This window comes from Bacillus sp. FSL K6-1033 (genome assembly GCF_038630765.1).
In the GTDB taxonomy this organism is placed as follows: Bacteria; Bacillota; Bacilli; order Bacillales; family Bacillaceae; genus Bacillus; species Bacillus altitudinis.
In genome coordinates this window covers 2,405,334-2,430,956 of sequence record NZ_CP152041.1, presented here as the reverse complement: position 1 = coordinate 2,430,956, position 25,623 = coordinate 2,405,334, and the positions used below count along the sequence as shown (strand labels likewise).

26 protein-coding genes, 1 other RNA gene and 1 other annotated feature are annotated in these 25,623 nt (G+C 42.0%); of the genes, 22 read left to right on the top strand and 5 right to left on the bottom strand.

Features of this window, described 5'->3' with window-relative positions; genetic code table 11:
• Positions 1–14: 14 nt before the first annotated feature.
• Positions 15–164, bottom strand: coding sequence for a hypothetical protein (locus MHH31_RS12475; RefSeq protein ID WP_008342763.1), 150 nt, complete (start codon positions 162–164; stop codon positions 15–17).
• Positions 165–356: 192 nt separating this feature from the next.
• On the opposite strand from MHH31_RS12475, the gene MHH31_RS12470 reads away from it, so the two are divergent.
• Positions 357–539 carry a hypothetical protein gene (locus MHH31_RS12470; RefSeq protein WP_008342761.1) on the top strand — a complete coding sequence of 61 codons (183 nt, stop codon included), beginning with the start codon at positions 357–359 and terminating at the stop codon, positions 537–539.
• A gap of 232 nt (positions 540–771) precedes the next feature.
• On the opposite strand, the gene MHH31_RS12465 is transcribed toward MHH31_RS12470, so the two are convergent.
• Positions 772–1,416, bottom strand: coding sequence for a protein kinase family protein (locus MHH31_RS12465; RefSeq protein WP_342494851.1), 645 nt, complete (start codon positions 1,414–1,416; stop codon positions 772–774).
• Positions 1,417–1,642: 226 nt separating this feature from the next.
• Between MHH31_RS12465 and MHH31_RS12460 the strand changes: the two genes are divergently transcribed.
• The 7 genes from MHH31_RS12460 to yajC all read left to right on the top strand — a co-directional run bounded on the left by MHH31_RS12460 (position 1,643) and on the right by yajC (position 6,671).
• Positions 1,643–2,155: an intercompartmental signaling factor BofC gene (locus tag MHH31_RS12460; protein WP_008342756.1), complete on the top strand. Its 513-nt coding sequence runs from the start codon at positions 1,643–1,645 to the stop codon at positions 2,153–2,155.
• 147 nt (positions 2,156–2,302) lie between these two features.
• Entirely contained in the window at positions 2,303–2,908 is a 606-nt protein-coding gene (ruvA, locus tag MHH31_RS12455) for a Holliday junction branch migration protein RuvA (protein WP_017358123.1), read from the top strand.
• 11 nt (positions 2,909–2,919) lie between these two features.
• Positions 2,920–3,924, top strand: coding sequence for a Holliday junction branch migration DNA helicase RuvB (ruvB, locus tag MHH31_RS12450; RefSeq protein WP_007501501.1), 1,005 nt, complete (start codon positions 2,920–2,922; stop codon positions 3,922–3,924).
• The gene (locus MHH31_RS12445; RefSeq protein WP_008342752.1) at positions 3,917–4,117 is read left to right on the top strand and encodes a DUF2905 domain-containing protein; all 201 of its coding nucleotides are present in this window, start codon (positions 3,917–3,919) and stop codon (positions 4,115–4,117) included. The genes ruvB and MHH31_RS12445 overlap by 8 nt, the downstream gene beginning before the upstream one ends.
• A gap of 34 nt (positions 4,118–4,151) precedes the next feature.
• Complete coding sequence (queA, locus tag MHH31_RS12440) at positions 4,152–5,180, top strand: tRNA preQ1(34) S-adenosylmethionine ribosyltransferase-isomerase QueA (RefSeq protein WP_039167059.1); 1,029 nt, start codon at positions 4,152–4,154, stop codon at positions 5,178–5,180.
• A gap of 31 nt (positions 5,181–5,211) precedes the next feature.
• Positions 5,212–6,357: a tRNA guanosine(34) transglycosylase Tgt gene (gene tgt, locus MHH31_RS12435; protein ID WP_008342748.1), complete on the top strand. Its 1,146-nt coding sequence runs from the start codon at positions 5,212–5,214 to the stop codon at positions 6,355–6,357.
• Between the two features lie 47 nt (positions 6,358–6,404).
• On the top strand, positions 6,405–6,671 hold the full coding sequence (yajC, locus tag MHH31_RS12430) for a preprotein translocase subunit YajC (RefSeq protein WP_003216659.1): 267 nt from the start codon (positions 6,405–6,407) through the stop codon (positions 6,669–6,671).
• A 49-nt stretch (positions 6,672–6,720) separates the two neighbouring features.
• Here the strand turns inward: yajC and MHH31_RS12425 are convergent, their stop codons facing one another.
• Positions 6,721–7,098 carry a TIGR04086 family membrane protein gene (locus MHH31_RS12425; protein WP_007501492.1) on the bottom strand — a complete coding sequence of 126 codons (378 nt, stop codon included), beginning with the start codon at positions 7,096–7,098 and terminating at the stop codon, positions 6,721–6,723.
• Between the two features lie 165 nt (positions 7,099–7,263).
• Between MHH31_RS12425 and MHH31_RS12420 the strand changes: the two genes are divergently transcribed.
• The gene (locus MHH31_RS12420) at positions 7,264–7,926 is read left to right on the top strand and encodes a DUF421 domain-containing protein (RefSeq protein WP_024718383.1); all 663 of its coding nucleotides are present in this window, start codon (positions 7,264–7,266) and stop codon (positions 7,924–7,926) included.
• A 1-nt stretch (position 7,927) separates the two neighbouring features.
• Here the strand turns inward: MHH31_RS12420 and spoVB are convergent, their stop codons facing one another.
• Positions 7,928–9,478 carry a stage V sporulation protein B gene (gene spoVB, locus MHH31_RS12415; RefSeq protein WP_019743030.1) on the bottom strand — a complete coding sequence of 517 codons (1,551 nt, stop codon included), beginning with the start codon at positions 9,476–9,478 and terminating at the stop codon, positions 7,928–7,930.
• 116 nt (positions 9,479–9,594) lie between these two features.
• Here spoVB and MHH31_RS12410 point away from each other — a divergent pair, with 116 nt between their 5' ends.
• The 8 genes from MHH31_RS12410 (at position 9,595) to dtd (ending at position 19,072) form a co-directional block, all read left to right on the top strand.
• A complete protein-coding gene (locus MHH31_RS12410) occupies positions 9,595–9,891 on the top strand; it encodes a post-transcriptional regulator (RefSeq protein WP_003216788.1) in 297 nt (98 codons plus the stop codon).
• 41 nt (positions 9,892–9,932) lie between these two features.
• Positions 9,933–12,161, top strand: a complete 2,229-nt coding sequence (gene secDF, locus MHH31_RS12405) for a protein translocase subunit SecDF (protein WP_048001809.1) — start codon at positions 9,933–9,935, stop codon at positions 12,159–12,161.
• A 200-nt stretch (positions 12,162–12,361) separates the two neighbouring features.
• The gene (locus MHH31_RS12400; protein WP_008342734.1) at positions 12,362–12,850 is read left to right on the top strand and encodes a cation:proton antiporter regulatory subunit; all 489 of its coding nucleotides are present in this window, start codon (positions 12,362–12,364) and stop codon (positions 12,848–12,850) included.
• 99 nt (positions 12,851–12,949) lie between these two features.
• The gene (locus MHH31_RS12395) at positions 12,950–13,306 is read left to right on the top strand and encodes a lipopolysaccharide assembly protein LapA domain-containing protein (protein ID WP_025207709.1); all 357 of its coding nucleotides are present in this window, start codon (positions 12,950–12,952) and stop codon (positions 13,304–13,306) included.
• 81 nt (positions 13,307–13,387) lie between these two features.
• Complete coding sequence (recJ, locus tag MHH31_RS12390) at positions 13,388–15,721, top strand: single-stranded-DNA-specific exonuclease RecJ (RefSeq protein WP_058336587.1); 2,334 nt, start codon at positions 13,388–13,390, stop codon at positions 15,719–15,721.
• A 23-nt stretch (positions 15,722–15,744) separates the two neighbouring features.
• On the top strand, positions 15,745–16,257 hold the full coding sequence (locus MHH31_RS12385; RefSeq protein ID WP_008342729.1) for an adenine phosphoribosyltransferase: 513 nt from the start codon (positions 15,745–15,747) through the stop codon (positions 16,255–16,257).
• Between the two features lie 142 nt (positions 16,258–16,399).
• Positions 16,400–18,610 carry a bifunctional (p)ppGpp synthetase/guanosine-3',5'-bis(diphosphate) 3'-pyrophosphohydrolase gene (locus MHH31_RS12380; protein WP_008342726.1) on the top strand — a complete coding sequence of 737 codons (2,211 nt, stop codon included), beginning with the start codon at positions 16,400–16,402 and terminating at the stop codon, positions 18,608–18,610.
• A gap of 18 nt (positions 18,611–18,628) precedes the next feature.
• A complete protein-coding gene (gene dtd / locus MHH31_RS12375; RefSeq protein ID WP_008342725.1) occupies positions 18,629–19,072 on the top strand; it encodes a D-aminoacyl-tRNA deacylase in 444 nt (147 codons plus the stop codon).
• Positions 19,073–19,169: 97 nt separating this feature from the next.
• On the opposite strand, the gene MHH31_RS12370 is transcribed toward dtd, so the two are convergent.
• Complete coding sequence (locus MHH31_RS12370) at positions 19,170–20,750, bottom strand: SH3 domain-containing protein (RefSeq protein ID WP_041506805.1); 1,581 nt, start codon at positions 20,748–20,750, stop codon at positions 19,170–19,172.
• Positions 20,751–20,887: 137 nt separating this feature from the next.
• On the opposite strand from MHH31_RS12370, the gene MHH31_RS12365 reads away from it, so the two are divergent.
• From MHH31_RS12365 to MHH31_RS12345, 5 genes are all read left to right on the top strand, one after another.
• Entirely contained in the window at positions 20,888–21,058 is a 171-nt protein-coding gene (locus MHH31_RS12365; protein ID WP_003216250.1) for a YrzK family protein, read from the top strand.
• Between the two features lie 58 nt (positions 21,059–21,116).
• Positions 21,117–21,356, top strand: a binding site (T-box leader).
• 73 nt (positions 21,357–21,429) lie between these two features.
• A complete protein-coding gene (gene hisS, locus MHH31_RS12360) occupies positions 21,430–22,704 on the top strand; it encodes a histidine--tRNA ligase (protein ID WP_008342721.1) in 1,275 nt (424 codons plus the stop codon).
• Between the two features lie 18 nt (positions 22,705–22,722).
• On the top strand, positions 22,723–24,501 hold the full coding sequence (gene aspS, locus MHH31_RS12355; RefSeq protein WP_026050119.1) for an aspartate--tRNA ligase: 1,779 nt from the start codon (positions 22,723–22,725) through the stop codon (positions 24,499–24,501).
• 77 nt (positions 24,502–24,578) lie between these two features.
• A non-coding RNA gene (gene ssrS, locus MHH31_RS12350) (6S RNA) lies at positions 24,579–24,759 on the top strand.
• Between the two features lie 92 nt (positions 24,760–24,851).
• Entirely contained in the window at positions 24,852–25,616 is a 765-nt protein-coding gene (locus MHH31_RS12345; protein ID WP_008342718.1) for a tRNA threonylcarbamoyladenosine dehydratase, read from the top strand.
• Positions 25,617–25,623 lie beyond the last annotated feature (7 nt).

Here is a 25,623-nt window from a genome sequence, read left to right as displayed (position 1 = left end):
TCTAGTGCGGGGTTTTATAAAACGGCTGAAATGGCTTTTCTTACGAGGTGCAAAAATGCTCTAACTGCAATTGCCATCGTTTCAATACTTGGGATGAGGGCATCTGTTAAATGAAACAGGACTGTTTGTCTCTCTGGAGATGTTCGTTTTTTCTTTTGTTTCATAAAGGCAGCCTCCTTTTCATTCAATATACTTCTTTTGAAGAGTATATAGATAGATATGTTGTGCGAATTTAAACAAAATTTAAACTTCTTGTGTTTAGAAGGAAAGAAGCAGGGGAAACGGATTGAATAGAGAATGAATGAAAAGAGCTAACCGATTCGGTTAGTGAACAAGACAGAGTGGAAGGTGATCTTATGATGAAAGTATTTAAGGTAACATTTCATATGAACAATGGGGAAGTGCTCGATTTCGAGCTGAAACGTCCAGCTACCTATGATGTGTATAAAAAAATTGAGGAAGCCAATCATTGGTTTAAGCTGAATAATGAAATCATTAACCTATTAAATGTGAATAGTATCCATGTAGAAACAGAATAAAACAGAAAGCCGCTCAAAGAGAGCGGCTTTCAGCGTGTAGACAAACCCTCGCATTCTTTGTCAGTCCTGCGTGCCGGTGCTCACGAATGTCAAATTCGCTCCGCGCCGGTACTCGTCCTTCCTAGAATTCAAAGGTTTTCGATCACGCTGAAAAGAAGACAAAGGGCTAAAATAAAGTTCATTTTAGCCCTTTGTCAACAATCTGAAAGCCGCTCTTTTCGAGCGGCTTTCATTATGCAGTAAAATCATTTCGGTTGTTCAGCTGACCTCGAGACAGCCAGTTTTTCTTATACAAATAGGCAATCACTTCAAGCCACAGACGCGGCGCTTTTTTAGGAAAAAAAGGTTTTTGATAATAGGCGTATGCAGCTTTTAAATCATCCCATTGATGACATGTTTTCGTTTGCGTGAAGCGGGCGACGTCAATGACCCTGACGCGGCCATCCTTTGTTAAAATTAAATTTCGCAGATGAATATCAGAAGGATTTAAACCTTTCGCGCGTGCTTCTTCCAATGCATCATCTACTTGTTCAATCATTTGTTTTTTAATCGGAATTCCTTTTGTTAGGCATTCATATAAAGTATAACCTTTAATATATTCCATTAAAATATACTGATCCCCAGACTCGTAAATCTCAGGATAATAGGAGGAGCCGGAAAGTTTTTCATAAATTGCAGCCTCTTTGCGGGCGATGTTTCGATAAGAAGGAAAAAAGACTTTTAACGCCATTTTCTTGCCGTCTTTTTTGTATGAAAATACATAGGCACTTCTTCCTTTGCCGCACAGCTCAAGCTCAGCCGGTTTAAAGACCAGCTTATTAAAACGCTTTTCTTCTTGATACTGAATCGATTCGGCTAATCTTTTGACATCTGACATTGACTTCACCTTCTTTGGTTTCAGTTTATGCGGCTGAAAAACGAATGATGAAAAAACCATGTAATTCGGTAGAGCAATGGATTGTATAAAACATAACATTTACGCACGAAGGATACAACGAAAGACTCTCAATATGTGTCAAGACATCGATTTGGTTAATGTTTAGGAAAATGGGTCAAACTACATATGTCATGCATCGATCTTATGTTCTAAAGAGGTGTAAATAGTGAAAGTGAAAATAAAGTATTTCGTTACAGGACTTATCATGACAAGTGTACTCTTTTTCGCTGTTGATATGGAAGCAGCAGAACACTTGCAAAAAGAGTCAAAAACCATCAACGTTCAGCTTGAAAAGGTCTATCTAGACGGCGATGTAAGTATTGAAAGACAGCGGGCATCATTAGAAGACAAAGACACATTTTGGGCCCAGTATAAGGGCTGGACATTGGTAGAACAGCGAGAGGATTTTGCCCTTTTTAGAAAGCAAATTGACGATATATCGCCTTTGAGTAAAGCAAATGGATATATCGGATTATCAGAAGACGGCGTGATTTCTACGTTTCATGGAAGGCCTGACGGGTGGGCGGAGCCTATTCATCTCTTTTTTCAAATTGATACGTCCCGCTTGGAAAGTCATGTAGAGCAGCAGCTTGCACAAGGCATTCCATTTCGAACAAAAGATGAATTTGAGCATGTGCTTGAAGTCATGAAACCTTACCGAAATGAACAATCGTTTTAATCGTATGACAGCTTGCTGGTGTGAAGACCGCAAGCTCTTTTTCATGGGTTGACTATGAAAAAAGGCTGAGCGAACGTATGTTAACTTTTATTACGGTTTTCTCTTCGATTTATGTTACAATGGAGAACAGTCAAAGAGGTGAAAACGGTGATTGAGTTTGTAAAAGGGACCATTGATTATGTGTGCCCGCAATATGTTGTCATTGAAAACGGCGGAGTGGGATATCAAGTCTATACCCCAAATCCGTTTATCTATCGAGTAACAAAACAAGAAACGATTTATACGTATCATTACATAAAGGAAGACGCTTTTTCGTTATATGGGTTCCAAACACGAGAAGAAAAAGCGTTGTTCACAAAACTGTTAAATGTCACAGGGATTGGACCGAAGGGTGCGCTTGCGATTCTTGCTTCCGGTGACCCTGGCGCTGTCATTTCAGCGATCGAACGAGAGGATGAAGCTTTCCTCATTAAATTCCCGGGTGTTGGCAAAAAAACAGCACGTCAGATCATTCTAGATCTGAAAGGGAAGCTCGCAGATGTGGTGCCTGAAATGATAGGAAACTTATTTAACCACGAGGATCATATCCAGATTGAAACGCAGCAAAGCGCTTTAGATGAAGCGGTTGAAGCCTTAAGTGTCCTTGGGTATGGTGATCGTGAAATCAAAAAGGTTCTTCCTTTATTAAAAGAAGAGAAGAATCTTACAACCGATCAATATGTGAAAAAAGCTTTACAAAAAATGTTGAAATAGGGTGATGTCTCATGGATGAACGGCTCGTCTCAACTGAAGCAGACAACCATGAATCAGCCATTGAGCAAAGTCTGCGTCCACAGACGCTTAGTCAATATATTGGCCAGCAGAAAGTAAAGGATAATCTCAGCGTATTTATTGAAGCTGCCCGAATGAGGCAGGAAACACTGGATCACGTCCTTTTATATGGACCGCCGGGACTTGGGAAAACAACGCTTGCGTCAATCATTGCCAATGAAATGAATGTTCAGCTGCGTACAACGTCTGGACCAGCGATTGAACGCCCTGGCGATTTGGCGGCGATCTTAACATCTCTTGAACCTGGCGATGTTCTGTTTATTGATGAAATTCATCGCTTGCAGCGTTCAATAGAGGAAGTGCTATATCCAGCGATGGAGGACTTTTGTCTAGATATCGTGATTGGAAAAGGAGATACAGCACGCTCTGTGCGGCTTGATTTACCGCCATTTACGCTTGTAGGTGCTACAACCCGTGTTGGGCTTTTAACAGCGCCGCTTCGTGATAGGTTTGGGGTTCATGCAAGATTGGAATACTATGAGCAAAGAGATTTGGCTCACATTGTAGCAAGAACAGCCGAGCTGTTTGAGATTGGGATCGACATTCGTTCAGCTGAAGAGATTGCAAGAAGATCTAGAGGCACACCGAGGGTCGCCAATCGTTTGCTCAGAAGAGTAAGAGATTTTGCGCAGGTGCTTGGAAATCATGCGATCACACAAGACATTGCAGAAGATGCTCTTGAGCGTCTGCAAGTTGACAGACTCGGACTTGATCATATCGATCATAAGCTGCTTTTAAGTATGATTGAAAAATTTAGAGGCGGTCCTGTTGGACTTGATACGATCTCAGCGACAATTGGAGAAGAATCACATACGATTGAAGATGTGTACGAACCGTATTTACTGCAAATTGGTTTTCTGCAAAGAACACCAAGAGGGCGGGTCGTCACAAGAGAAGCGTATGAACATTTTCATATGGAGGTTCCGATTCGTGACTGAATTCCCTAAAATGTTGATGATTTTAGGTGGTGTCCTTTTTGCCGCAGGTTTAGTGTTTCAATTGGTTGGGAAACTTCCAGGCGATATTTTCGTGAAAAAAGGGAACGTAACGTTCTTTTTTCCTGTGATTACATGCATTGTCATTAGCATCGTCCTAACCATTTTACTCAATGTCTTCGGACGGATGAAATAACGTTAACTAGTTAACTACAGAATAGGTGAAGGAAATGAAGTTAGAACTATTTGATTTTGATTTACCAGAAAGATTGATTGCACAAGTGCCGCTTGAAAAACGAGATGCATCAAGACTGATGGTCTTACATAAACAAACAGGTGACATCACACATGATACATTCTCGCAAATCACAGATTACTTTCAAAAGGGTGATTGTCTCGTTTTAAACAATACTCGTGTATTGCCTGCACGTCTGTTTGGAACGAAAGAGGATACGGGTGCTAAAGTGGAGCTGCTTCTTTTGAAACAAGAAGAAGGAGACAAATGGGAAACGCTCGTGAAACCAGCAAAACGTGTGAAAAACGGAACAGTCATTACATTTGGTGATGGACGATTAAAAGCGGTATGTACAGAAGAACTGGAACATGGCGGAAGAAAAGTTGAGTTTCAGTATACAGGCATTTTTTATGAAGTACTTGAATCTTTAGGTGAAATGCCGCTGCCTCCGTACATTAAAGAGCAGCTTGACGATCGTGAGCGTTATCAAACCGTTTATTCCAAAGAGGTTGGTTCCGCTGCTGCGCCTACTGCCGGTCTTCACTTTACAAATGAACTGCTGGATGCACTGAAAGCAAAAGGAGTGCATATTGCGTTTATTACGCTCCATGTAGGGCTTGGCACATTTCGACCGGTCAGTGCTGAACGCATTGAAGAACATGAAATGCACGCAGAGTTTTACGAAATGAATGAAGAAACGGCAGAAGAGCTTAATCGCGTGCGCAAAGAAGGCGGGCGGATTATTTCAGTCGGAACAACTTCGACAAGAACGCTTGAAACCATTGCAAGTGCTTATGATGGTGAATTCAAAGCGTCAAGCGGCTGGACGTCGATTTTTATTTATCCAGGCTATACATTTAAGGCAATTGATGGCATGATCACGAATTTCCACTTGCCAAAATCGTCTTTAATTATGCTTGTCAGTGCATTAGCTGGACGAGAACACGTCCTAAAAGCGTACAATGAGGCTGTAAAAGAGGAATACCGATTCTTCAGTTTTGGCGATGCCATGCTGATTCAATAACATCATACAACAAAGACAGGAGGGCTCATTTTTGTCGCAATTACCGATACGTTATGAGTTCATTAAATCATGCAAACAAACAGGTGCACGTCTTGGGCGCGTTCATACACCGCACGGCTCCTTTGAAACACCTGTATTTATGCCAGTTGGTACACTGGCTACAGTGAAAACAATGGCGCCTGAAGAGTTAAAAGCAATGGAAGCAGGCATCATTTTAAGCAATACGTATCATCTATGGCTGCGCCCGGGGCATGACATTGTCAAAGAAGCAGGCGGCCTGCACAAATTTATGAACTGGGATCGAGCGATTCTCACTGATTCAGGCGGTTTCCAAGTGTTTTCTTTAAGTGAATTTAGAAAAATTGAAGAGGAAGGCGTTCACTTCCGTAATCACTTAAATGGAGATAAGTTGTTCCTTTCTCCTGAAAAAGCGATGGAGATTCAAAATGCGCTCGGCTCAGATATTATGATGGCATTTGACGAATGTCCTCCGTACCCAGCAGAGTACGATTATATGAAACGTTCTGTAGAGCGGACAAGCAGATGGGCAGAGCGCTGCTTAACAGCGCACCAGCGTCCAGAGGATCAAGGACTGTTTGGCATTGTACAGGGCGGAGAATACGAAGAGCTTCGTAAACAAAGTGCAAAAGATCTTGTTTCACTTGATTTCCCAGGCTATGCCATTGGAGGTTTATCTGTTGGTGAACCAAAAGACGTGATGAACCGTGTGCTGGAGTTCACAACGCCATTTTTACCGGATGACAAGCCAAGGTACTTAATGGGTGTTGGCTCACCAGATTCATTAATTGACGGCGCGATCCGCGGTGTCGATATGTTTGACTGTGTACTGCCAACGCGAATTGCAAGAAATGGTACGCTCATGACAAGTGAAGGACGCCTTGTTGTGAAAAATGCTAAATATGAGCGTGATTTCAGACCAATCGATGAAAACTGTGACTGCTATACATGTAAAAACTACACACGCGCTTATATTAGACATTTGATCCGTACAAATGAGACGTTCGGAATTCGATTAACAACTTATCATAATCTTCATTTTCTGTTAAAATTAATGGAGCAAGTGAGAGAAGCTATCCGTGAGGATCGTTTAGGTGATTTTAGAGAAGAGTTTTTTGAGCGTTATGGCTTTAACAAGCCGAATGCGAAAAACTTTTAACGCATAAACGAAAAGCTTTACAATGCTTTAGAAAGGGGTGAGATAGAATGGATGGTGGTATGGGTTCAATCATTATGATTGTTGTCATGTTTGCTGTGCTTTACTTCTTGTTAATCCGTCCACAGCAAAAACAACAAAAAGCTGTGCGTCAGATGCAGCAATCTTTATCAAAAGGCGATAAAATCGTCACAATCGGTGGTTTACACGGTGAAATCGACTACATTGATGAATCAAAAGTGGTCATCAAAACAAGCGAAAACAACCGTTTAACTTTCGACCGACGTGCTATTAGAGAATTAGCTGACAAAGGTTAATCCTCCAATACATAGCGATAAAAAAAGAGCGATATCATTCGCTCTTTTTTTATTTGCCCCGAAGATTAACGCCAATCATTCCCCCTAGCATACAAATTCCCAAAAAGGCTGCATGATAGATGAATTGTTCTGGTGAAAAGGTTTCTCCAAACCCTAAATATTGAAATAAAAAAACAGTGAGTGAAAAGATAAAAGAGGTCATGGCGCCAATGAGCCAGCCCCGTTCCTTTGCTTTCCCTCCAGAAATCATTCCTCCTAGAAAAAGTGCCGCAAAGGACAAGATCATGATCATCCATTTAAACGATGATTCCTGCATACTTGTGAAGGTAAGCATCAGTGATACAAGTAAGCTTGTGACAATCATCACGACAAAAATAGCAATTAAGCCAGATAAAATGCCTTTTCCTATTTGTTTCGTTTCCTGCATGTGATTCGTCTCCTCTCCAATTGACCGAAGCTTGTCTTTTACTAAAATGTATTCACGGAGAAGAAAAAATAGACATGTTTCTCGTGATAAAAACCCAGGCTTTCTTTTCTACATAAATAAAGTGTTTTGACACAAGCTATGGTGGAGAAGGAGGGTTTACATCATATGCAGGACATCTTAATTATCTCCATGAGAACGATCATTTTATATTTTCTCATTTGGTTTATCTTTCGTTTAATGGGCAAAAGGGAGATTGGGGAACTGAGTATTTTAGATCTTGTTATTTTTATGATGATCGCTGAAATTGCGGTGCTCGCCATAGAAGAAGTAGAGGATCACATGTTACATACAGTATGGCCGATCCTGCTGTTAACCTTCATTCAAATCACCCTTGCCTATTTGTCATTAAAATTCCAAGGTGTCCGTCGTTTTCTCGACGGTAAGCCGGCCCTGCTCATCATCAACGGAAAAATAGACGAGGGTGCGATGAGAAAACAGCGATACAATTTTGATGATTTGCTGATTCAATTAAGAGAAAATAACATCGATAGTATCCAGGATGTCTCATATGCCATCTTAGAGCCTTCAGGAAAGCTCGCCGTTGTTGAAAAAGAAAACAAGCGCAAACATGCAGCGCTTGAGCTCCCGCTTATTGCAGACGGTGTGGTTCAACATGATCATCTCAAGCAGATCAACCATGATGAACAGTGGCTGATAAAGGAGCTTGCCAAAAGAGGCTATCATGATATCGAGCAAATCTCTTACTGCAGCTTTAATCAGAAGAATTTTTATATTGATTTGAAAGATGAAATTATAAAGAAAAGATGAGCTACAGCAGCTTCCCAATAAACGGGATGCGGCGCAGCTCTTCTCGTTTCACTAGCCCAAGACAGATTAATAGAATGACATACAGCACGCACGTCAAAAAGATCATCATGACAAGCTCTAAAGGTGCGGAAAAGAGTCCGCTCGCTTGATGTTTCATCCATAAGCTGACTGCCCCAGTGCCGATGATCACAAGGACGCAAAGTCCATATTCTTTTAATGGTAAATGAATAGGCAGCACTTTACCGACAGTTGCCGCATGGAGCAACGTGACAAGAACGATGCCAATGAGGATCGCAAGCGCTGCGCCCATAATGCCAAAGCTTGGCTGTGAAGCAAGAACAAAGATCATGCCTGTTTTCACAACAGCTCCTATCAAACTGTTGGTCATCGCTGCCCCCGCTAAATTTAATGCTTGAAGGACAGCCTGCAGCGGCCCTTGAAAGTAATAGAGCAAAAAGAAGGGCGCCATGAATTTTACATAGACAGCGGCATGAGATGAACCATACATGAAGAGGGTTAAATTTTCTGCATACACGAAAAGGATAATACATGAAATGCCCCCGCTTAATAAACAAAGGCGCATCGCCTGCTTGAGCCGGTATTCGACCGTTTTGCGTTTGTTCTGTTCCATCCCTTCACTAATCGCTGGAACTAGTGCGGTGGAGAGAGAATACGTGATAAAACTAGGGAGTGTCAAAAGGGTGAGCGCAAGTCCCGTCAATTCTCCGTACTGCCTTGTTGCTTCCACAGCTGCATAACCGGCAATCGCAAGGCTTTGCGCGACTACAATCGGTTCTAAAAACCAAGAGATATTGCCGATGAAACGGCTGCCTGTCGTTGGCAGGGCAATACTCATGAGCTGCTTAAACGTGTCCTTTCCATCATGAATTGCCTTGAAAAAACGTTTTCGGATACGGATGGTCTTTTTATAACGAAAGGCAATCAGTAAGTAAGCAAGTGAAATCATTTCCCCGATGACAGATGAAATCATAGCGCCTGCTGCTGCGTATTCAATTCCATAAGGCAGGAACGCTGTTGTACATACTGCCACGAGTGAAATTCTTGCGACCTGTTCTAGTACTTGCGACATCGCAAGCGGGCTCATTTGCTGTCTTCCTTGGAAATAGCCCCTTAACACACTAGAGATCGCAATAACGGGTACGACTGGTGTAATGGCAAGCAGAGGATAGACCGTTCTAGGATCTGTCAGCATATTTTCCGCCATAATAGGGGCAAACCATAAAAAGAGCGGCGTGAAAATCAGGCTGAGTGTTCCTGTTATCGCAAGGGACATCACTAGAATGCGTTTTGTTTTCTGTTTGTCACCACGGGCTTCTGCTTCTGCGACTAGCTTACTAATAGCAACAGGAAGTCCGAATTGTGTCAGCGTCACGGCGAGAAAAAAGGTAGGCGCTGCCATCATATAAAGCCCTACGCCTTCTTCACCAATGAACCTTGCAATCACAATTCGATTGACAAAACCCAATATTCTTGTAATAAAACCTGCTAAAATTAAAATAATCGTCCCTTTTAAAAACGTTTGCTTCGTCAAATCACAGATCACCTGCCTTCTCAAACGACATAGAATCATATACAATAAGATATGCGTGTATATCGTCCAAGCATGACAAGTCTCTCGATAAAAAACTGAAAAGGGGGAGCCTCACAATGACACAACATCCGGCTGCTATATACAAAGACCATCTAAAGCCTTTTCTGTTCAGTAAGCTTGAAGAATTCATCGTTTTGGGCTATAAAGATGTAGATTTAGAGGAATTATGGTCATACTTAGAGAATAAGAAGTGGAAGAAAAAACAAGAGTATCCGATTCATGAAATGGTTGCAGATATTTTATCTGTGAAAATTGGCGAATTTATGAACTATGCAACCGTTCAGTCGTTCAAAACGTCTGCTTTTTTGGACAGTGAAGATGGCAAGAATATGCTGGACGAACTGTTGAAATAAGCCATCTAAATGGATTCAGGTGTTTAAGGAGGAAATACATAATGAAAAAAGGGCGCATACTTGCGTTTTTCTTAGTGGTTCTGTTAATCGGAACTGGTGTGGGCTTATTAACGAAGCCCGTTGCGAAAGATATGACGCTAGGGCTGGACTTACAGGGTGGATTTGAGGTTCTGTATGATGTACACCCAGTGAAAAAAGAAGACAAGATCACAAATGGTGTTCTCGTCAGTACAGTAGAGGCTTTAAACCGAAGAGCCAACGTGCTTGGAGTCAGTGAGCCGAACATTTCGATTGAAGGAAACAACCGTATCCGCGTACAGCTTGCGGGTGTAAAAGATCAAAACAGAGCACGGGAGATTCTATCGACTGAAGCACAGCTTTCCTTCAGAGATACGAATGACAAAGAGCTTCTAAACGGATCTGATCTTGTTGAAAATGGTGCAAAACAAACATTCAATCAAACGAATGAGCCGATCGTGACGGTCAAACTAAAGGATGCGAAAAAGTTTGGTGACGTGACAAAAAAAGTAGCGGCGATGGCACCAAACAATCAGCTTGTCATTTGGCTTGATTATCATAAGGGAGATTCCTTCAAAAAAGAAGTCTCTAAATCAAATCATAAGTATGTATCTGCGCCGAATGTAAACCAAGAAATTAACAGCAGTGACGTACAAATCGAAGGAAACTTTACGGTTCAAGAGGCAAAAGACCTTGCGAGCATTTTAAATGCCGGCGCATTGCCAGTAAAATTAACCGAAAAATATTCAACATCTGTGAGTGCACAGTTTGGTGAGCAAGCACTAAACGAAACAGTCTTCGCAGGAATTGTAGGAATAGCATTTATCTTCTTATTCATGCTGTTTTATTACCGATTACCAGGTCTTGTTGCTGTCATTACACTGTCAGCTTATATCTATATCACACTGCAAGTCTTTGACTGGATGGGGGCGGTCATGACACTGCCTGGAATCGCTGCATTGATTCTTGGGGTAGGGATGGCTGTCGATGCCAACATTATTACGTATGAGCGGATTAAAGAAGAGCTCAAGCTCGGTAAATCTGTCCGTTCTGCTTTCAGATCGGGTAACCGCAGATCGTTTGCCACGATCTTTGATGCAAACTTAACAAGTATTATTGCCGGCGGGGTTCTATTCTTCTTTGGAACAAGCTCTGTCAAAGGGTTTGCAACCATGCTTATCCTATCGATTTTGACAAGCTTTATCACGGCTGTCTTCCTATCAAGATTCCTTCTTGGCTTACTTGTAGAAAGCCGTTATCTCGATCGCAGAAAAGGCTGGTTTGGTGTTCGTCAGAAAGACATCATTGATATTCATGAAACAACTGAAAATACTGAACCGAAAACACCATTTGATAAATGGGATTTCGTCAGCAAACGTAAAGGCTTTATGATTTTCTCAGCAGCCATTACCATTGCTGGAATCATTGTGCTGTCAATCTTCAAGCTCAATGCAGGTATTGACTTTGCAAGCGGTACTAGAGTTGATATTCAAAGTGACCATAAACTGTCAACAGAACAGGTGGAGCAAGATTTTAAAAAGCTAGACCTTGAGACAGACAGTGTTGTGTTATCGGGGCAAAAAGAAAATCAAGCAGCAGCTCGATTTGTCGGTGTTCCGAATAAAGAAAAAATTGCTGAAGTGAAAGATTATTTCAAAGATAAATACGGAACGGAGCCTAACGTAAGTACAGTGTCTCCGACGGTCGGAAAAGAGCTTGCTCGTAACGCATTATACGCTGTCATCATTGCTTCGATCGGGATTATCTTATATGTATCCGTCCGATTTGAGTATAAAATGGCGATTGCAGCGATAATCTCTCTGCTTTACGATGCATTCTTTATCGTTGCCTTCTTTAGTATTACGCGCTTAGAGGTGGATGTCACCTTCATTGCAGCGATACTCACGGTCATTGGGTACTCAATCAATGACACGATTGTCACCTTCGACAGGGTGCGTGAGCAAATGAAGAAACGCAAACCGAAAACGATCGAAGATTTATCGTACATTGTGAATTTAAGTTTACAGCAAACCTTTACGCGTTCTGTGAACACTGTGCTTACCGTACTTGTAGTGGTGATTGCACTTCTCATTTTCGGTTCAGCATCTATTACAAACTTCTCCATCGCCTTACTTGTCGGCCTATTAACAGGGGTGTATTCATCCCTTTACATTGCGGCACAAATTTGGCTGATATGGAAAGGTCGTGAGCTGAAAAAGCCGGCTAAAATCGACACAGAACAAGATATTTAAACAAGAAAGACTGCCAGCATGGCAGTCTTTTTTTCATGCATCATACTTGTCATCGTCACAACAATAAGATGATATGTAAAAACATTTCGGGTTTCATTGATCTTGAAATGGTCTTTTGCTATAATGACATACGTTTAGATCAGTATAGAAAGCAAGTGTCCGTTTGGGGCATTTCGCTTTTATTCATTGGAGGGGCTGTTATGAAGGTTCGGGAAACTGAACTGCCAGGTATCGGTCACAAAGCCGAAATGATCACAAGAAATAATGAGAAGCTTGCCATTATCACACATGATGACGGCAGAAGAGAGATGTATCATTTTCAAGAAGATGATCACGAAGAATGTATTTCTGGTATCTTGCTTAGCGATGAAGAAGCAAGACAAATCTCGGCTATTTTAGGCGGCATGGTCTATAAACCAAAAGCGCTTGAGACAGTGGAGGTGGCCATTGATGAACTCATCATTGAATGGTTTAAGATTGAAAAGAACGCACCAGCTGTTAACCAGACGATCGGAGACCTGAGTGTTCGCCAAAACTATCAAGTAACAGTCATCGCCATTGTGAGAAAATCACATGAGAAAATTTTAAATCCAGGACCAGATACGGTGATTGAAGAAGGAGACACCCTTGTCATCTCTGGAGAAAGAAAAGAATTAAAGAGCCTCATTAAAGAAAAACTCAGCAGCTAAGCGCCCATGCTGATAGAAAACCTTCCGCCATGTTCTTTCGGTGTTTAAAAAGGACAAGAAAGAGGGAAGAATAAAAGAAAAAGCTTGGGGGATTTGTAGATGAATAAACAACAATGGACCATCATACTCGCATTTATTTTCGTATTAATTGTCTCAGTATTTGCTGTTATTAACGTGCGGCCTGTACAGGTAGACTACTTATTTGGAACGGCTGAATGGCCGCTGATCCTTGTCATTATCGGTTCTGTTCTGATGGGCGGACTCATTGTGGCTTTTGCGGGGATTTTCCAAATTGTGAAACTGAAACGTGAATTAAAAGCATTAAAAGCTGAACGTGCAGCCACTGTGACTGCCCCTACTGCTTCTCCAAAAAAGGTAGACAAAGACGTTCAAAAGAAAACGAATGTCACACCTTTAAAAGAACAGCCAGCGTCTTTTGACCGGAAGGAAAAATAATCTTCCAGTACAATTTCATAAAATAAAAATTGAAACCCCTCAGTCCACTCTAGTATAATAGTGTGGTTGAGGGGTGAATTTATGTTATTATCCAAAATGCGTTGGGAATATGAACATCCTAGCGAAGAAAAAGTGAAATCACTCTCTGAAAATCTGAATATTTCAGCGCTGACTGCATCACTTCTTGTACAAAGAGGACTCGAAGAAGTAGAAGAAGCGAGGTCTTTTTTATTTGATCAAAAAGCCGAATTTCATGATCCATTCTTATTAAAAGGAATGAAAGAAGCAGTAGAGCGCATCAACAAAGCGATCGAAGAGCAGGAATCGATTGTGATCTTCGGAGATTATGATGCAGATGGTGTGACAAGTACTTCTGTACTTTTACATACACTTAAAGAACGATCTGCGAAGGTAGACTTTTATATTCCAGATCGATTTAAAGAAGGATATGGGCCAAACGAACAGGCTTTCCGATATATCAAAGAGCAAGGAGCATCGCTTGTCATCACCGTGGATACAGGGATCGCTGCTGTAAATGAAGCACGTATTGCAAAAGAAATAGGATTAGACCTGATCATCACAGATCACCATGAACCAAGCGAGGAACTGCCTGAGGCACTTGCGATTGTACATCCTAAGCAGCCTGGTTGTGAGTATCCGTTTAAAGAGCTGGCGGGTGTCGGTGTTGCGTTTAAAGTGGCACATGCACTCCTCGGTAAACTCCCAGTAGAATTATTAGATCTTGCTGCAATCGGTACCATTGCGGATCTTGTCCCGCTGCATGATGAAAATAGATGGATTGCCAAAAAAGGTCTTATGCAGCTTCGACAGTCTAGACGGCCTGGGTTAAAAGCGTTATTAAAAGAAGCAGGCGCCACTCTTGAAGAAGCAAATGAGGAAACGGTCGGCTTTCAAATTGCGCCAAGGCTGAATGCTGTTGGACGAATTGAGCAGGCAGATCCGGCTGTTCATCTTCTCATGACTGAGGATATGGATGAAGCAGAAGAACTCGCTCGTTTTGTACAAGAATTGAACAAAGAACGGCAGAAAATTGTGAGTACGATCACGGAAGAAGCCATTCAAATGGTCGAAGAGACAGGTGCTGACCAGTCTGCTATCGTCGTAGCAAAAGCTGGCTGGAATCCAGGCGTTGTCGGCATTGTTGCCTCAAAATTGACGGATACATTTTCTCGTCCGGCGATTGTGCTTGGAATAGACGAAGAAACGCAGATGGCGAAAGGGTCAGCACGAAGTATTTCTGGCTTTGATTTATTTTTCCATTTGAGCAAGTGCCGTGACATCCTGCCGCATTTCGGTGGACACCCGATGGCAGCAGGAATGACACTTCAAGCGGATGATGTTCCTTTACTTAGGGAAAGATTGAATCAATATGCAAATGAAACGTTGACTGAAGAAGATTTTATTCCAATTCAACGGGTCGATGCAGTATGTAAAGTGGACGAAATGACGGTGCAAGCCATTGAAGAAGTGGGACTGCTGTCCCCGTTTGGTATGCAGAATCCTAAGCCGTTCATTATGATTGAAGACGCCCAGCTTGAAGACATCCGAACGATCGGGGCCAATCAAAATCACATTAAAATGTCACTAAAAGACGAAGACAAGCTGCTCGACTGTGTCGGTTTTCACCAAGGCAAACTAAAAGAAGAACTTGTCCCAGGGAGCCAAATTTCTGTCGTTGGCGAGGTCTCGATTAATGAATGGAATAACCGAAAGAAACCTCAGCTCATGCTAAAAGACGCTAGAGTCGATGAATGGCAGCTGTTTGATTTACGCGGGAAAAAAGATTGGGAAAAGAAAGTATCAACACTTGATCCAGCAAAAACGATGGTCTTCTGTTTTGACGAAGAAACAAAAAAGCAATCGGAGCTGGTGGATATTCCGATTCACCTTATTGATGCAGAAAATGTATCCACGTTTGATGTGCAGGAAAAGTATGTGATCTTTGCCGATGTTCCTGCCGATGAACACTTGCTCAAGCTGCTTTTAGAAAATCAACAACCAGCAAGAATTTATACGGTGTTTCAGCGGAAAGAAGATCACTTTATGTCCTCATTCCCGAGCCGTGATCAATTCAAATGGTTTTATGGGTTCTTGTTCAAACGGGGAAGTTTTCCTATTAAAGAACAAGGCATGGAGCTTGCCAAACATAGAGGTTGGACAAAAGATACAATCATTTTTATGACAAAGGTGTTTTTTGAACTCGGTTTTGTTAAAATAGAGAATGGTGTGCTGTCAATAGTGCGTGATGCCCCTAAAAAAGATTTAACCGCATCATCGTCTTATACAGCAAAACAACGATTGATGGAACTCGATCAAACACTAACATATTCCTCAGCCAAAGAGCTGAAGGAATGGCTGAATAGCATGATGAGCGAAGTCTCACCTGTGCTTTGACGTACGAGGAGGAAAAGGAAAAGATGGATTTAAAACAATATGTGACAGTTGTACCTGACTACCCAAAGGAAGGTGTACAATTTAAAGATATTACAACGTTAATGGATAAAGGCGAAGTGTACCGTTATGCAACGGATCAAATCGTTGAATACGCGAAGGAAAGAGACATTGATCTCATTGTTGGACCTGAAGCGCGTGGATTCATTATTGGCTGCCCTGTAGCATACGCACTTGGTGTAGGTTTTGCCCCAGTTCGTAAAGAAGGAAAGCTTCCTCGTGAAGTCATCAAAGTCGATTACGGTTTGGAATACGGTAAAGATGTATTAACGATTCATAAAGATGCAATTCGTCCTGGTCAGCGTGTACTGATCACAGATGATTTGCTTGCGACAGGTGGAACGATTGAAGCATCCATCAAGCTGGTTGAAGAATTAGGCGGCGTTGTGGCAGGGATTGCATTTTTAATTGAGCTGACGTATCTTGATGGCAGAAAGAAGCTTGACGGTTACGACATCTTGACGTTAATGCAATACTAATGGAGTTTTACGCAAAAAGCACTCAGTAAGAAGGGTGCTTTTTTCCTATCAAAAATCTTTTAGCGGACTTCTTCTCTTTACATCTATCGAATTTTTCTTGATAATAAACTACAATACAGTTTTCATTTAAAAAGGTGATTCCATGGCGAACGAACAAGTTTTAACGGCGCAGCAGGTCATTGATAAGGCAAGAGAATACCTGTCCGCTGAACATATTCAATTTATAGAGCGTGCATACGAATATGCTGAAAATGCTCACAAGGAGCAATACCGGAAATCCGGTGAGCCCTATATTATCCATCCTATTCAAGTGGCGGGAATTCTTGTTGATCTTGAAATGGACCCTTCGACCATTGCTGGCGGCTTCTTGCATGATGTTGTCGAAGACACGGATGTGACATTAGAAGATTTAAAAGAGCATTTTAACGAAGAAGTAGCCATGCTTGTTGATGGTGTGACAAAGCTCGGAAAGATTAAATATAAATCACAAGAAGAACAACAGGCTGAAAACCATCGTAAAATGTTTGTTGCAATGGCGCAGGATATTCGCGTCATCTTAATTAAGCTGGCAGACCGTCTTCACAATATGAGAACACTCAAACACCTTCCGCAGGAAAAGCAGCGAAGAATTTCAAATGAAACCCTTGAGATCTTTGCACCGCTTGCGCACAGATTAGGGATTTCAAAGATTAAGTGGGAGCTTGAAGATACAGCCCTCCGCTATTTAAATCCGCAGCAATACTACCGGATTGTGAATCTCATGAAGCGCAAACGAGCGGAACGTGAGGAATACTTGGACGAGGTTGTTAATGAAGTAAAAGACCGCGTGTCTGAGGTGAACATTAAGGCTGAATTCTCCGGCAGACCGAAACATATTTATAGTATTTATCGAAAAATGGTCATGCAAAATAAGCAATTTAATGAAATATATGATTTGCTGGCTGTACGTATTTTGGTTGACAGCATTAAAGACTGCTATGCGGTACTTGGTATTATTCATACATGCTGGAAGCCGATGCCAGGCAGATTTAAGGATTATATTGCGATGCCAAAGCCGAACATGTATCAGTCTCTTCATACAACGGTGATTGGTCCAAAAGGGGACCCGCTTGAAGTTCAGATTCGTACAGTGGAAATGCACGAAATTGCGGAATACGGAATTGCCGCACACTGGGCGTATAAAGAAGGCAAAGAGTCAGCAGAATCGACGGAAGAAGCCGTTTTCCAGAAGAAGCTGTCTTGGTTTAGAGAAATCCTTGAATTCCAAAATGAATCCACAGATGCGGAAGAATTTATGGAATCGTTAAAAATTGATCTTTTCTCTGATATGGTGTTTGTATTTACACCAAAAGGAGACGTCATCGAGCTACCGTCTGGTTCCGTACCAATTGATTTCTCATACCGGATTCATTCGGAAATTGGGAATAAAACAATCGGAGCCAAAGTCAACGGTAAAATGGTCACACTTGATCATAAGCTAAAAACAGGTGATATTATTGAAATTCTGACTTCTAAGCATAGCTATGGACCAAGCCAGGATTGGGTCAAACTTGCCCAAACCTCTCAAGCGAAGCACAAGATCAGACAGTTTTTCAAGAAACAGCGCCGTGAAGAAAATGTCGAAAAAGGCCGAGAACTTGTGGAGAAAGAAATCAAAAACCTTGAGTTCGATGTCAAAGACATTTTGACCGCTGAAAATCTGCAAAAAGTGGCCGATAAATTTAATTTCTCAAATGAAGAGGACATGTATGCAGCTGTCGGTTATAACGGAATTACGGCACTCCAAGTGGCGAATCGTTTAACGGAAAAAGAAAGAAAACAAAGAGATCAGGAAGAACAAGAGAAAACCGTTCAAGAAGTGTCTGTAGAGTCAAAACCATATCACGGGAAAAAACGAGAAGCTGGCGTGCGAGTGAAAGGCATTGATAACTTGCTTGTCCGTTTATCTAAGTGTTGTAATCCTGTTCCTGGTGATAGCATTGTTGGCTTTATTACAAAAGGCCGTGGCGTATCTGTTCACCGTGATGACTGTCCGAACGTAAAGACAGGAGAAGCGCAGGAACGGTTAATCCCGGTTGAGTGGGAGCATGAACAGCCTGCTCGAAACCGTAAAGAATACAATGTGGAAATCGAAATATTAGGATATGACAGACGCGGCTTACTTAATGAGGTGCTTCAAGCAGTCAACGAAACCAAAACGAACATCTCATCGGTTTCTGGTAAGTCTGATCGTAACAAAGTGGCGACGATCCATATGGCGATCTTTATCCAAAATATTAACCATTTGCACAAAGTGGTAGAACGCATTAAACAAATCAAAGACATTTACTCTGTTCGCCGATTCATGAATTAGAAAGGAAGTATATCGTCTATGAGGCTTGTTGTTCAGCGTGTGACGAGTGCATCTGTGAAAGTAGAAGAAGAGATCACAGGTGCCATCAATGAAGGCTATATGGTGCTCGTTGGGGTTACACATGAAGACACAGAAGAAGATGTGCATTACTTAGCTGAAAAGCTCGCACACTTGCGTATTTTTGAAGATGAAAACGGGAAAATGAATCATTCTTTGTTAGATGTAAAAGGAAGTGTACTGTCTGTATCTCAATTTACTCTTTATGGTGATACGAGAAAAGGCAGACGGCCGAACTTTATGAAAGCTGCCAAACCGGATGTGGCGAATTCACTTTACGAATGCTTCAATGAAACGCTTAGAGAAAAAGGCATCCATGTTGAAACTGGACGTTTTGGGGCGATGATGGACGTCTCATTGACCAATTCGGGGCCTGTCACCATGTTGATGGACAGCAAAGAATAGAAAGACATTAGACTGTAGATAAACTCTTGCTGAGAGTTTGTTTAGAGTCTTTTTCTTTTGCGATCAAACAAAAAAGAGGCGCAGCGGCCTCTTTTTTCTATCGGAAATATTGTTTTAATCCTTCTGTCATTCCTTCTGTCACTCGTTCTTGGTAAGAGGCGCTATAAATGATCGCTTCTTCTTGAGGATTGCTTAAATAGCCGAGTTCATATAAAAGGGAAGGGCGCTTGTTTTCTCTTAAAACAAAATAATCTCCAAATTTGACTCCTTTATCAGGGATCTGTGATCGTTTTGCGACTTCCGTATGAACGCTTGTCGCCAAACGTTGATCTTTGGATGCTTGATAATAATATGCGGTGCTCCCTCTGATACTTTGGTCCATAAAACTATCATAATGAAGACTAATAAATGCATCTGCATTTCGGTAATGTGAAGTGGCAACCCTCGATTGAAGGCTGATGAATGTATCATCACTTCTTGTTAAATAGACATTTGCTCCAGAAGCTCTTAACTTACCCGCCAGCAAATGAGCGGTTTTGATCGTGATATTCTTTTCAAATGCACCGTCTGCGCCGATCGTGCCGCTGTCTTTTCCGCCATGCCCAGGATCAAGAACAATTGTTTTGCCTTTTAAAGATCCAGTGCCAGACGATGAATCCTGCTGAGGTCTTGGTGCTTCGCTGCTATTTTTCTTTGTTTGAACGACCCAGCTCGCCACGTAGCCTGTTCCGCCGTTTGATAATGTCACCTCGTACCAGTCACCTTGCGTACGAACAATTTGATAAGCAGCTCCTTTTGTTGCTCTTTCTGCAATTCCAGCAGAGGTAGAAGCGCTTTTTCTAATATTCGTTCCATCATAAACGATGTACGCTTTCTGATGAGATGACGAAGAGGATGAATTCTTTTCAGGTGCTGCACTTGTTCCTTGGTTTGAGACAATATAATAACTTGCAACCCAGCCTTTAACGCCTTTTGCTTCGATTTCATACCAGCCATTTTGCTCCCGTAAAATGGTGACTTGAGTGTTGCGGGAAAGTGAAGCGGCCACTTGTGCGTTTGGTGCCGCCGATTTTCGAACATTCAAGCTTGATACGCCAACTGTGCCGGACTGTTTAGAACGAGCGGGCTCAGCTGAACTGGATGAAGAAGCGTTTTGTCCGCCAGAAATATAATCAGAGTGGACCCAGCCTTCCGCTTGTTTGTACGATATTTTTGTCCATTCGCCGCTTGTGTCCAGCTTTTTAGCGGAAGCGCCCTGCGGGAAAGTGCCAATGACTTGATAGGAAGTCCCTGGGCCTGTCCGAATGCGAAGGTCAGAGGCTGTTGACGTAATTGAACTGCTTCCTTGCGTACTTTGACCTTGCGTCTTTTGCTTAGCAGGCTTTTGTGCATCAGATGACTTGGTAATCAGCCATGAGACGACCCAGCCTTTTTGTCCGTTCGATAGACCGATCTGTACCCATTCTCCTTGTTCAGTGAGAATCGGGTAGCTTTCTCCTCGTTTCACAACTGCTGCGATCCCGTAGCTTAAACCAGGTCCGGTTCGCACATTGATTTCATCTGTTGCAACGACAGCTTGATCTGTTTGAGCCGTCGCATGTGTCATTGGCCAAGTGCTGGCAATGAGGACAAAACAGGTGAGCAGCAACATCATGTGATGGTGTGTTTTCAGATTCAAAACGGTGTTTTCCCCTCCCTTGTAAAACCGATGAATGTTAATTCGTTATGTAATGGATGAATTCCTTGCAGTTTCCCTAATAAAATTGAATCAATCTGTTTATACTAAATAAAAATGTGATAAAAGGATGTACAAACATGAGATTAAGCAGAAAATTAGGACGAGTGCAATATAATGGACATCGTGATATCGACCGCTGGCAGCACGACGAAATGGATCAACCAGGCTTCCTTGAAGAAACAGCATCTGAATACGGATGCACATCAAAAGAAGAGCTGGAAAAGAAAAAGAGACACGGCAAGGGTTGACAGAGTGGCAGCACCGACCTTATTATAATATAAATCAACACACTTGAAAATTTAAAATGTGGAACTGATGATAGAGAATAGTAGGGTAAATTGCGTGAGCAGAGAGGAATCGCCTTAGGCTGAAAGCGAATCCGCATGGCATTTATCACGAAAGAACACTCTGTAGGTTTCCTGCTGAACACTCAAAAAATGAGTCATTAGGCGGAGAACGTGAATCTGCGTTAAGGATTTGAGCGGGAACATGGCTAGATCATGTTCCAACTAGGGTGGCACCACGGGTATAACTCTCGTCCCTACTATACACATAGTAGAGGCGGGGGTTTTTTATATGTCCACATAAAAAATGAATGATGGTCGTAGGAGGACGAAAGATGAGTTTTAATATTCCAAGAGGCACACAGGATATTTTACCGGGAGAATCAGAACGCTGGCAGTATGTTGAACAAATTGCGAGAGATACATGTGCAGCCTTTCAATACAAAGAAATCCGCACACCGATTTTTGAGCATACAGAACTGTTTGCACGAGGAGTAGGCGAGTCAACAGATATCGTTCAAAAAGAGATGTACACATTTGAAGACAAAAAAGGACGTAGCATCACACTTCGCCCAGAAGGAACAGCTTCGACTGTCCGTTCTTATGTTGAAAATAAACTGTTTGCACAGCCTGCACAGCCTACAAAGCTGTACTACATTGGACCAATGTTCCGCTATGAGCGTCCACAAACGGGAAGATATCGTCAATTTTATCAATTCGGAATTGAAGCGATCGGTTCAAAAGATCCTGCCATTGATGCAGAGGTCATTTCATTAGCGATGAGTGTGTATGAGAAAGCAGGTCTTTCCAACTTAAAACTCGTCATTAACAGCCTTGGTGACAAAGAAAGCCGTGCAGATTACCGTCAAGCACTTGTCGAGCACTTTGAACCAAGAATTGATGAATTCTGTCACGACTGCCAAATTCGTTTACATCAAAATCCATTGCGTATTCTTGATTGTAAAAAGGACCGCGATCACGAACTGATGGCAACGGCACCATCCATTCAAGATTACTTAAATGAAGAATCACGGACTTATTTTGAAAAAGTAAAACAATACTTAACCGATCTAGGCATTGAATATGTCGTCGATCCGAACTTAGTGCGCGGTCTTGATTATTACAATCACACTGCCTTTGAGATTATGAGTAATGCAGAAGGCTTTGGCGCGATCACAACATTAGCCGGCGGCGGCCGTTATGATGGACTTGTTGAAGGAATTGGCGGTCCTGAATCACCAGGTATCGGCTTTGCGATGAGTATTGAACGTTTCCTATCAGCGATTGATGCAGAGAAGATTGAGCTTCCTGTTCAAGACGGCATTGATTTATATATTGCGGCATTAGGAGATCAAGCAAAAGATTATGCTGTTGGCTTATTGAATCGCCTAAGAAAAGAAGGCATTTCAAGTGAAATGGACTATACAGGGAAAAAGCTAAAAGCACAATTTAAAGCGGCAGACCGCTTGAAAGCCAAGTTTATTGCAGTTCTTGGTGAAGATGAGCTAGCGCAGCAAATTGTAAACGTAAAAGATACGACAACGGGTGAACAAATTGAAGTGAAGCTTGATGAGCTGATTCAAATGATGAAAGCCCACCAGAAAGCGTAAAGAAGGAGTGGAATGTTTGTGTTTGGTAGAACTTTTTATTGTGGAGAAGTAACAGAAGACCAAATCGGTCAAACCGTTGTATTAAAAGGATGGGTACAAAAACGTCGTGACCTTGGCGGATTAATCTTTATTGACCTGCGTGATCGTACAGGCATTGTGCAAGTTGTCTTTCATCCAGACCAATCAAAAGAGGCTCTTGAGACAGCAGAATCGATTCGGAATGAATATGTCCTTGATATTAAAGGGACAGTGGTCGCAAGAGAAGAAGCCACGATCAACCCAAATTTAAAAACAGGCAAAATTGAAATTCAAGTCGACACAGTCACTGTTTTAAATGAAGCCAAGACGCCTCCATTTGTGATTTCTGATCAAGCAGATGAGGTATCAGAAGATGTGCGCTTAAAATATCGCTACCTAGATCTTCGCCGCCCTGCGATGTTTGAAACGATGAAAATGCGACATGAAGTCACAAAAGCATTCCGCCATTTCTTAGATGATCACGGCTTTCTAGACATTGAAACGCCAATTTTAACAAAAAGTACGCCAGAAGGTGCGCGTGACTATCTTGTGCCAAGCCGTGTACACGAAGGAGAATTCTATGCGCTGCCGCAGTCTCCGCAATTATTTAAGCAATTGCTCATGGTGTCTGGGATGGACCGCTACTATCAAATCGCTCGCTGCTTTAGAGATGAAGACTTGCGTGCTGACCGTCAGCCGGAATTTACACAAGTCGATATTGAAATGTCCTTTATGAGCCAAGAAGACATCATGACGCTTGCTGAAGAGATGATGGCAAAGGTGATGAAAGATGTCAAAGGCGTTGACCTGACATTGCCATTACCTCGTATGACGTACGATGAAGCGATGAATTCCTATGGTTCTGACAAGCCAGATACCCGATTTGACATGAAGCTTGTCAACATTTCAGACACGGTAAAAGACTCAGATTTCAAAGTCTTCAGCGGTGCTGTAAACAATGGCGGAGCTGTCAAAGCCATTAATGTCAAAGGGGCTGCAGCAAACTACTCAAGAAAAGACATCGATGCACTTGGTGCATTTGCAGCGAACTATGGTGCAAAAGGTCTCGCTTGGCTAAAAGCTGAAGGGACAGAGTTAAAAGGACCAATCGCTAAATTCTTTGATGAGTCAAAACAAGCAGAATTAAAAGAACAGCTTCAAGTTGAAGAAGGCGACCTTTTACTTTTTGTCGCTGACAAAACGTCTGTTGTCCATGATGCGCTTGGCGCACTTCGTTTAAAACTTGGCAAAGAGCTTAAACTCATCGATGAGTCTGTCTTCAATTTCTTATGGGTAGTCGACTGGCCGCTCCTTGAAAAAGATGAAGAAGAAGGCCGCTTCTATGCTGCTCATCATCCTTTCACAATGCCAGTTCGTGATGATCTTGAATTAATTGAAACAAGTCCAGAAGATATGAAAGCTCAAGCGTATGATCTTGTGCTGAACGGCTATGAGCTTGGCGGAGGTTCTATTCGTATTTTTGAAAAGGACATTCAAGAGAAAATGTTTGGTTTACTTGGCTTTTCTAAAGAAGAAGCGTACGATCAGTTCGGCTTCCTTCTTGATGCATTTGAGCATGGTGTGCCTCCGCACGGCGGAATTGCGCTTGGACTTGACCGCTTAGTGATGCTGCTTGCCGGCCGATCTAACCTAAGAGATACCATTGCGTTCCCGAAAACGGCAAGTGCAAGTTGTGTTCTCACAGATGCTCCTGGCACTGTAAGCGCAGCGCAGCTAGATGAACTGAGTTTGGCTATTAAAACAAAAGTAAAACAGTAAAATAGGCGCATGTTTATAGGCATGTAAACGCTTGAAAAAGGGACATGCCTATGATATGCTTTCATCAACCAATAAATAAAGTCCTGATACGTACGGTGGTTACCTAGTTTTGACCGAACATTTTTTTCTACGGGAGCTTGCCTTTCCTTTCTGCATAAATGCCTCTTCTGAGGACTTATAAAGTGAGGGAGAAAGCACCCACCTGCATGGTGCGGGGTTCAAAACGAAGGAAAAGCTGGCGGCGTGATCGGGACTTTTTTGTGTTTTTTTCTATTTGAGAAGGATGACGGAGAACGCTGAATATGATATGATTCTTTCGATTCATTTTAAATAAAGGTGGAGTGAGGCACTTGTTACATCAGTTTTCAAGAAACGAGCTTGCCATTGGCAAGGAAGGCTTAAATATATTAAAAAACAGTACAGTTGCAGTGCTTGGAGTAGGCGGCGTAGGTTCTTTTGCAGTAGAAGCTCTTGCTCGTTCAGGTGTTGGCCGTATTGTTCTTGTTGATAAAGATGATATTGATATTACAAATGTAAACCGGCAGCTGCCAGCTCTGCTATCAACGGTTGGTCAGCCTAAAGTTGACTTAATGCAGGCAAGAATTGCTGACATTAACCCAGAATGTGAAGTTGTTGCGCTCAAAATGTTTTATACAGAAGAAACATATGAACAATTCTTTGAGTATCCACTTGATTATGTCATTGATGCATCAGATACAATTCATTATAAAATTCATTTAATGAAAGAGTGCCTGAAACGCGATGTGAACATTATTTCGAGTATGGGTGCTGCAAATAAAACAGATCCGACACGCTTTAAAATTGATGACATCTCGAAAACACATACAGACCCAATTGCGAAAGTCGTCAGAACACGCCTGCGGAAGGAAGGCATTCGTAAGGGAATTGAAGTTATTTTCTCTGATGAAAGTCCGATTGTCATTCGTGAAGATGTGAGAAAAGAAGTTGGAAATGATGAAGCGAAAATTCGTAAGGCACAAATGCCGCCATCATCCAATGCGTTTGTTCCATCTGTGGCTGGACTGATCATGGGTGGTCATGTCATTATGAAACTGTTAAAAGACATTCCGATTACACGTGTGAAAGATAAATAAACAGCCC

Excerpts from the sequence above, each read along its gene's own strand:
- MHH31_RS12475 (WP_008342763.1), bottom strand. The coding sequence starts at position 164 with ATGAAACAAAAGAAAAAACGAACATCTCCAGAGAGACAAACAGTCCTG.
- MHH31_RS12470 (WP_008342761.1), top strand. The coding sequence starts at position 357 with ATGATGAAAGTATTTAAGGTAACATTTCATATGAACAATGGGGAAGTG.
- MHH31_RS12465 (WP_342494851.1), bottom strand. The coding sequence starts at position 1,416 with ATGTCAGATGTCAAAAGATTAGCCGAATCGATTCAGTATCAAGAAGAA.
- ruvB (WP_007501501.1), top strand. The coding sequence starts at position 2,920 with ATGGATGAACGGCTCGTCTCAACTGAAGCAGACAACCATGAATCAGCC.
- queA (WP_039167059.1), top strand. The coding sequence starts at position 4,152 with ATGAAGTTAGAACTATTTGATTTTGATTTACCAGAAAGATTGATTGCA.
- yajC (WP_003216659.1), top strand. The coding sequence starts at position 6,405 with ATGGATGGTGGTATGGGTTCAATCATTATGATTGTTGTCATGTTTGCT.
- MHH31_RS12425 (WP_007501492.1), bottom strand. The coding sequence starts at position 7,098 with ATGCAGGAAACGAAACAAATAGGAAAAGGCATTTTATCTGGCTTAATT.
- MHH31_RS12420 (WP_024718383.1), top strand. The coding sequence starts at position 7,264 with ATGCAGGACATCTTAATTATCTCCATGAGAACGATCATTTTATATTTT.
- MHH31_RS12410 (WP_003216788.1), top strand. The coding sequence starts at position 9,595 with ATGACACAACATCCGGCTGCTATATACAAAGACCATCTAAAGCCTTTT.
- secDF (WP_048001809.1), top strand. The coding sequence starts at position 9,933 with ATGAAAAAAGGGCGCATACTTGCGTTTTTCTTAGTGGTTCTGTTAATC.
- MHH31_RS12400 (WP_008342734.1), top strand. The coding sequence starts at position 12,362 with ATGAAGGTTCGGGAAACTGAACTGCCAGGTATCGGTCACAAAGCCGAA.
- MHH31_RS12395 (WP_025207709.1), top strand. The coding sequence starts at position 12,950 with ATGAATAAACAACAATGGACCATCATACTCGCATTTATTTTCGTATTA.
- recJ (WP_058336587.1), top strand. The coding sequence starts at position 13,388 with ATGTTATTATCCAAAATGCGTTGGGAATATGAACATCCTAGCGAAGAA.
- MHH31_RS12385 (WP_008342729.1), top strand. The coding sequence starts at position 15,745 with ATGGATTTAAAACAATATGTGACAGTTGTACCTGACTACCCAAAGGAA.
- MHH31_RS12380 (WP_008342726.1), top strand. The coding sequence starts at position 16,400 with ATGGCGAACGAACAAGTTTTAACGGCGCAGCAGGTCATTGATAAGGCA.
- dtd (WP_008342725.1), top strand. The coding sequence starts at position 18,629 with ATGAGGCTTGTTGTTCAGCGTGTGACGAGTGCATCTGTGAAAGTAGAA.
- MHH31_RS12365 (WP_003216250.1), top strand. The coding sequence starts at position 20,888 with ATGAGATTAAGCAGAAAATTAGGACGAGTGCAATATAATGGACATCGT.
- hisS (WP_008342721.1), top strand. The coding sequence starts at position 21,430 with ATGAGTTTTAATATTCCAAGAGGCACACAGGATATTTTACCGGGAGAA.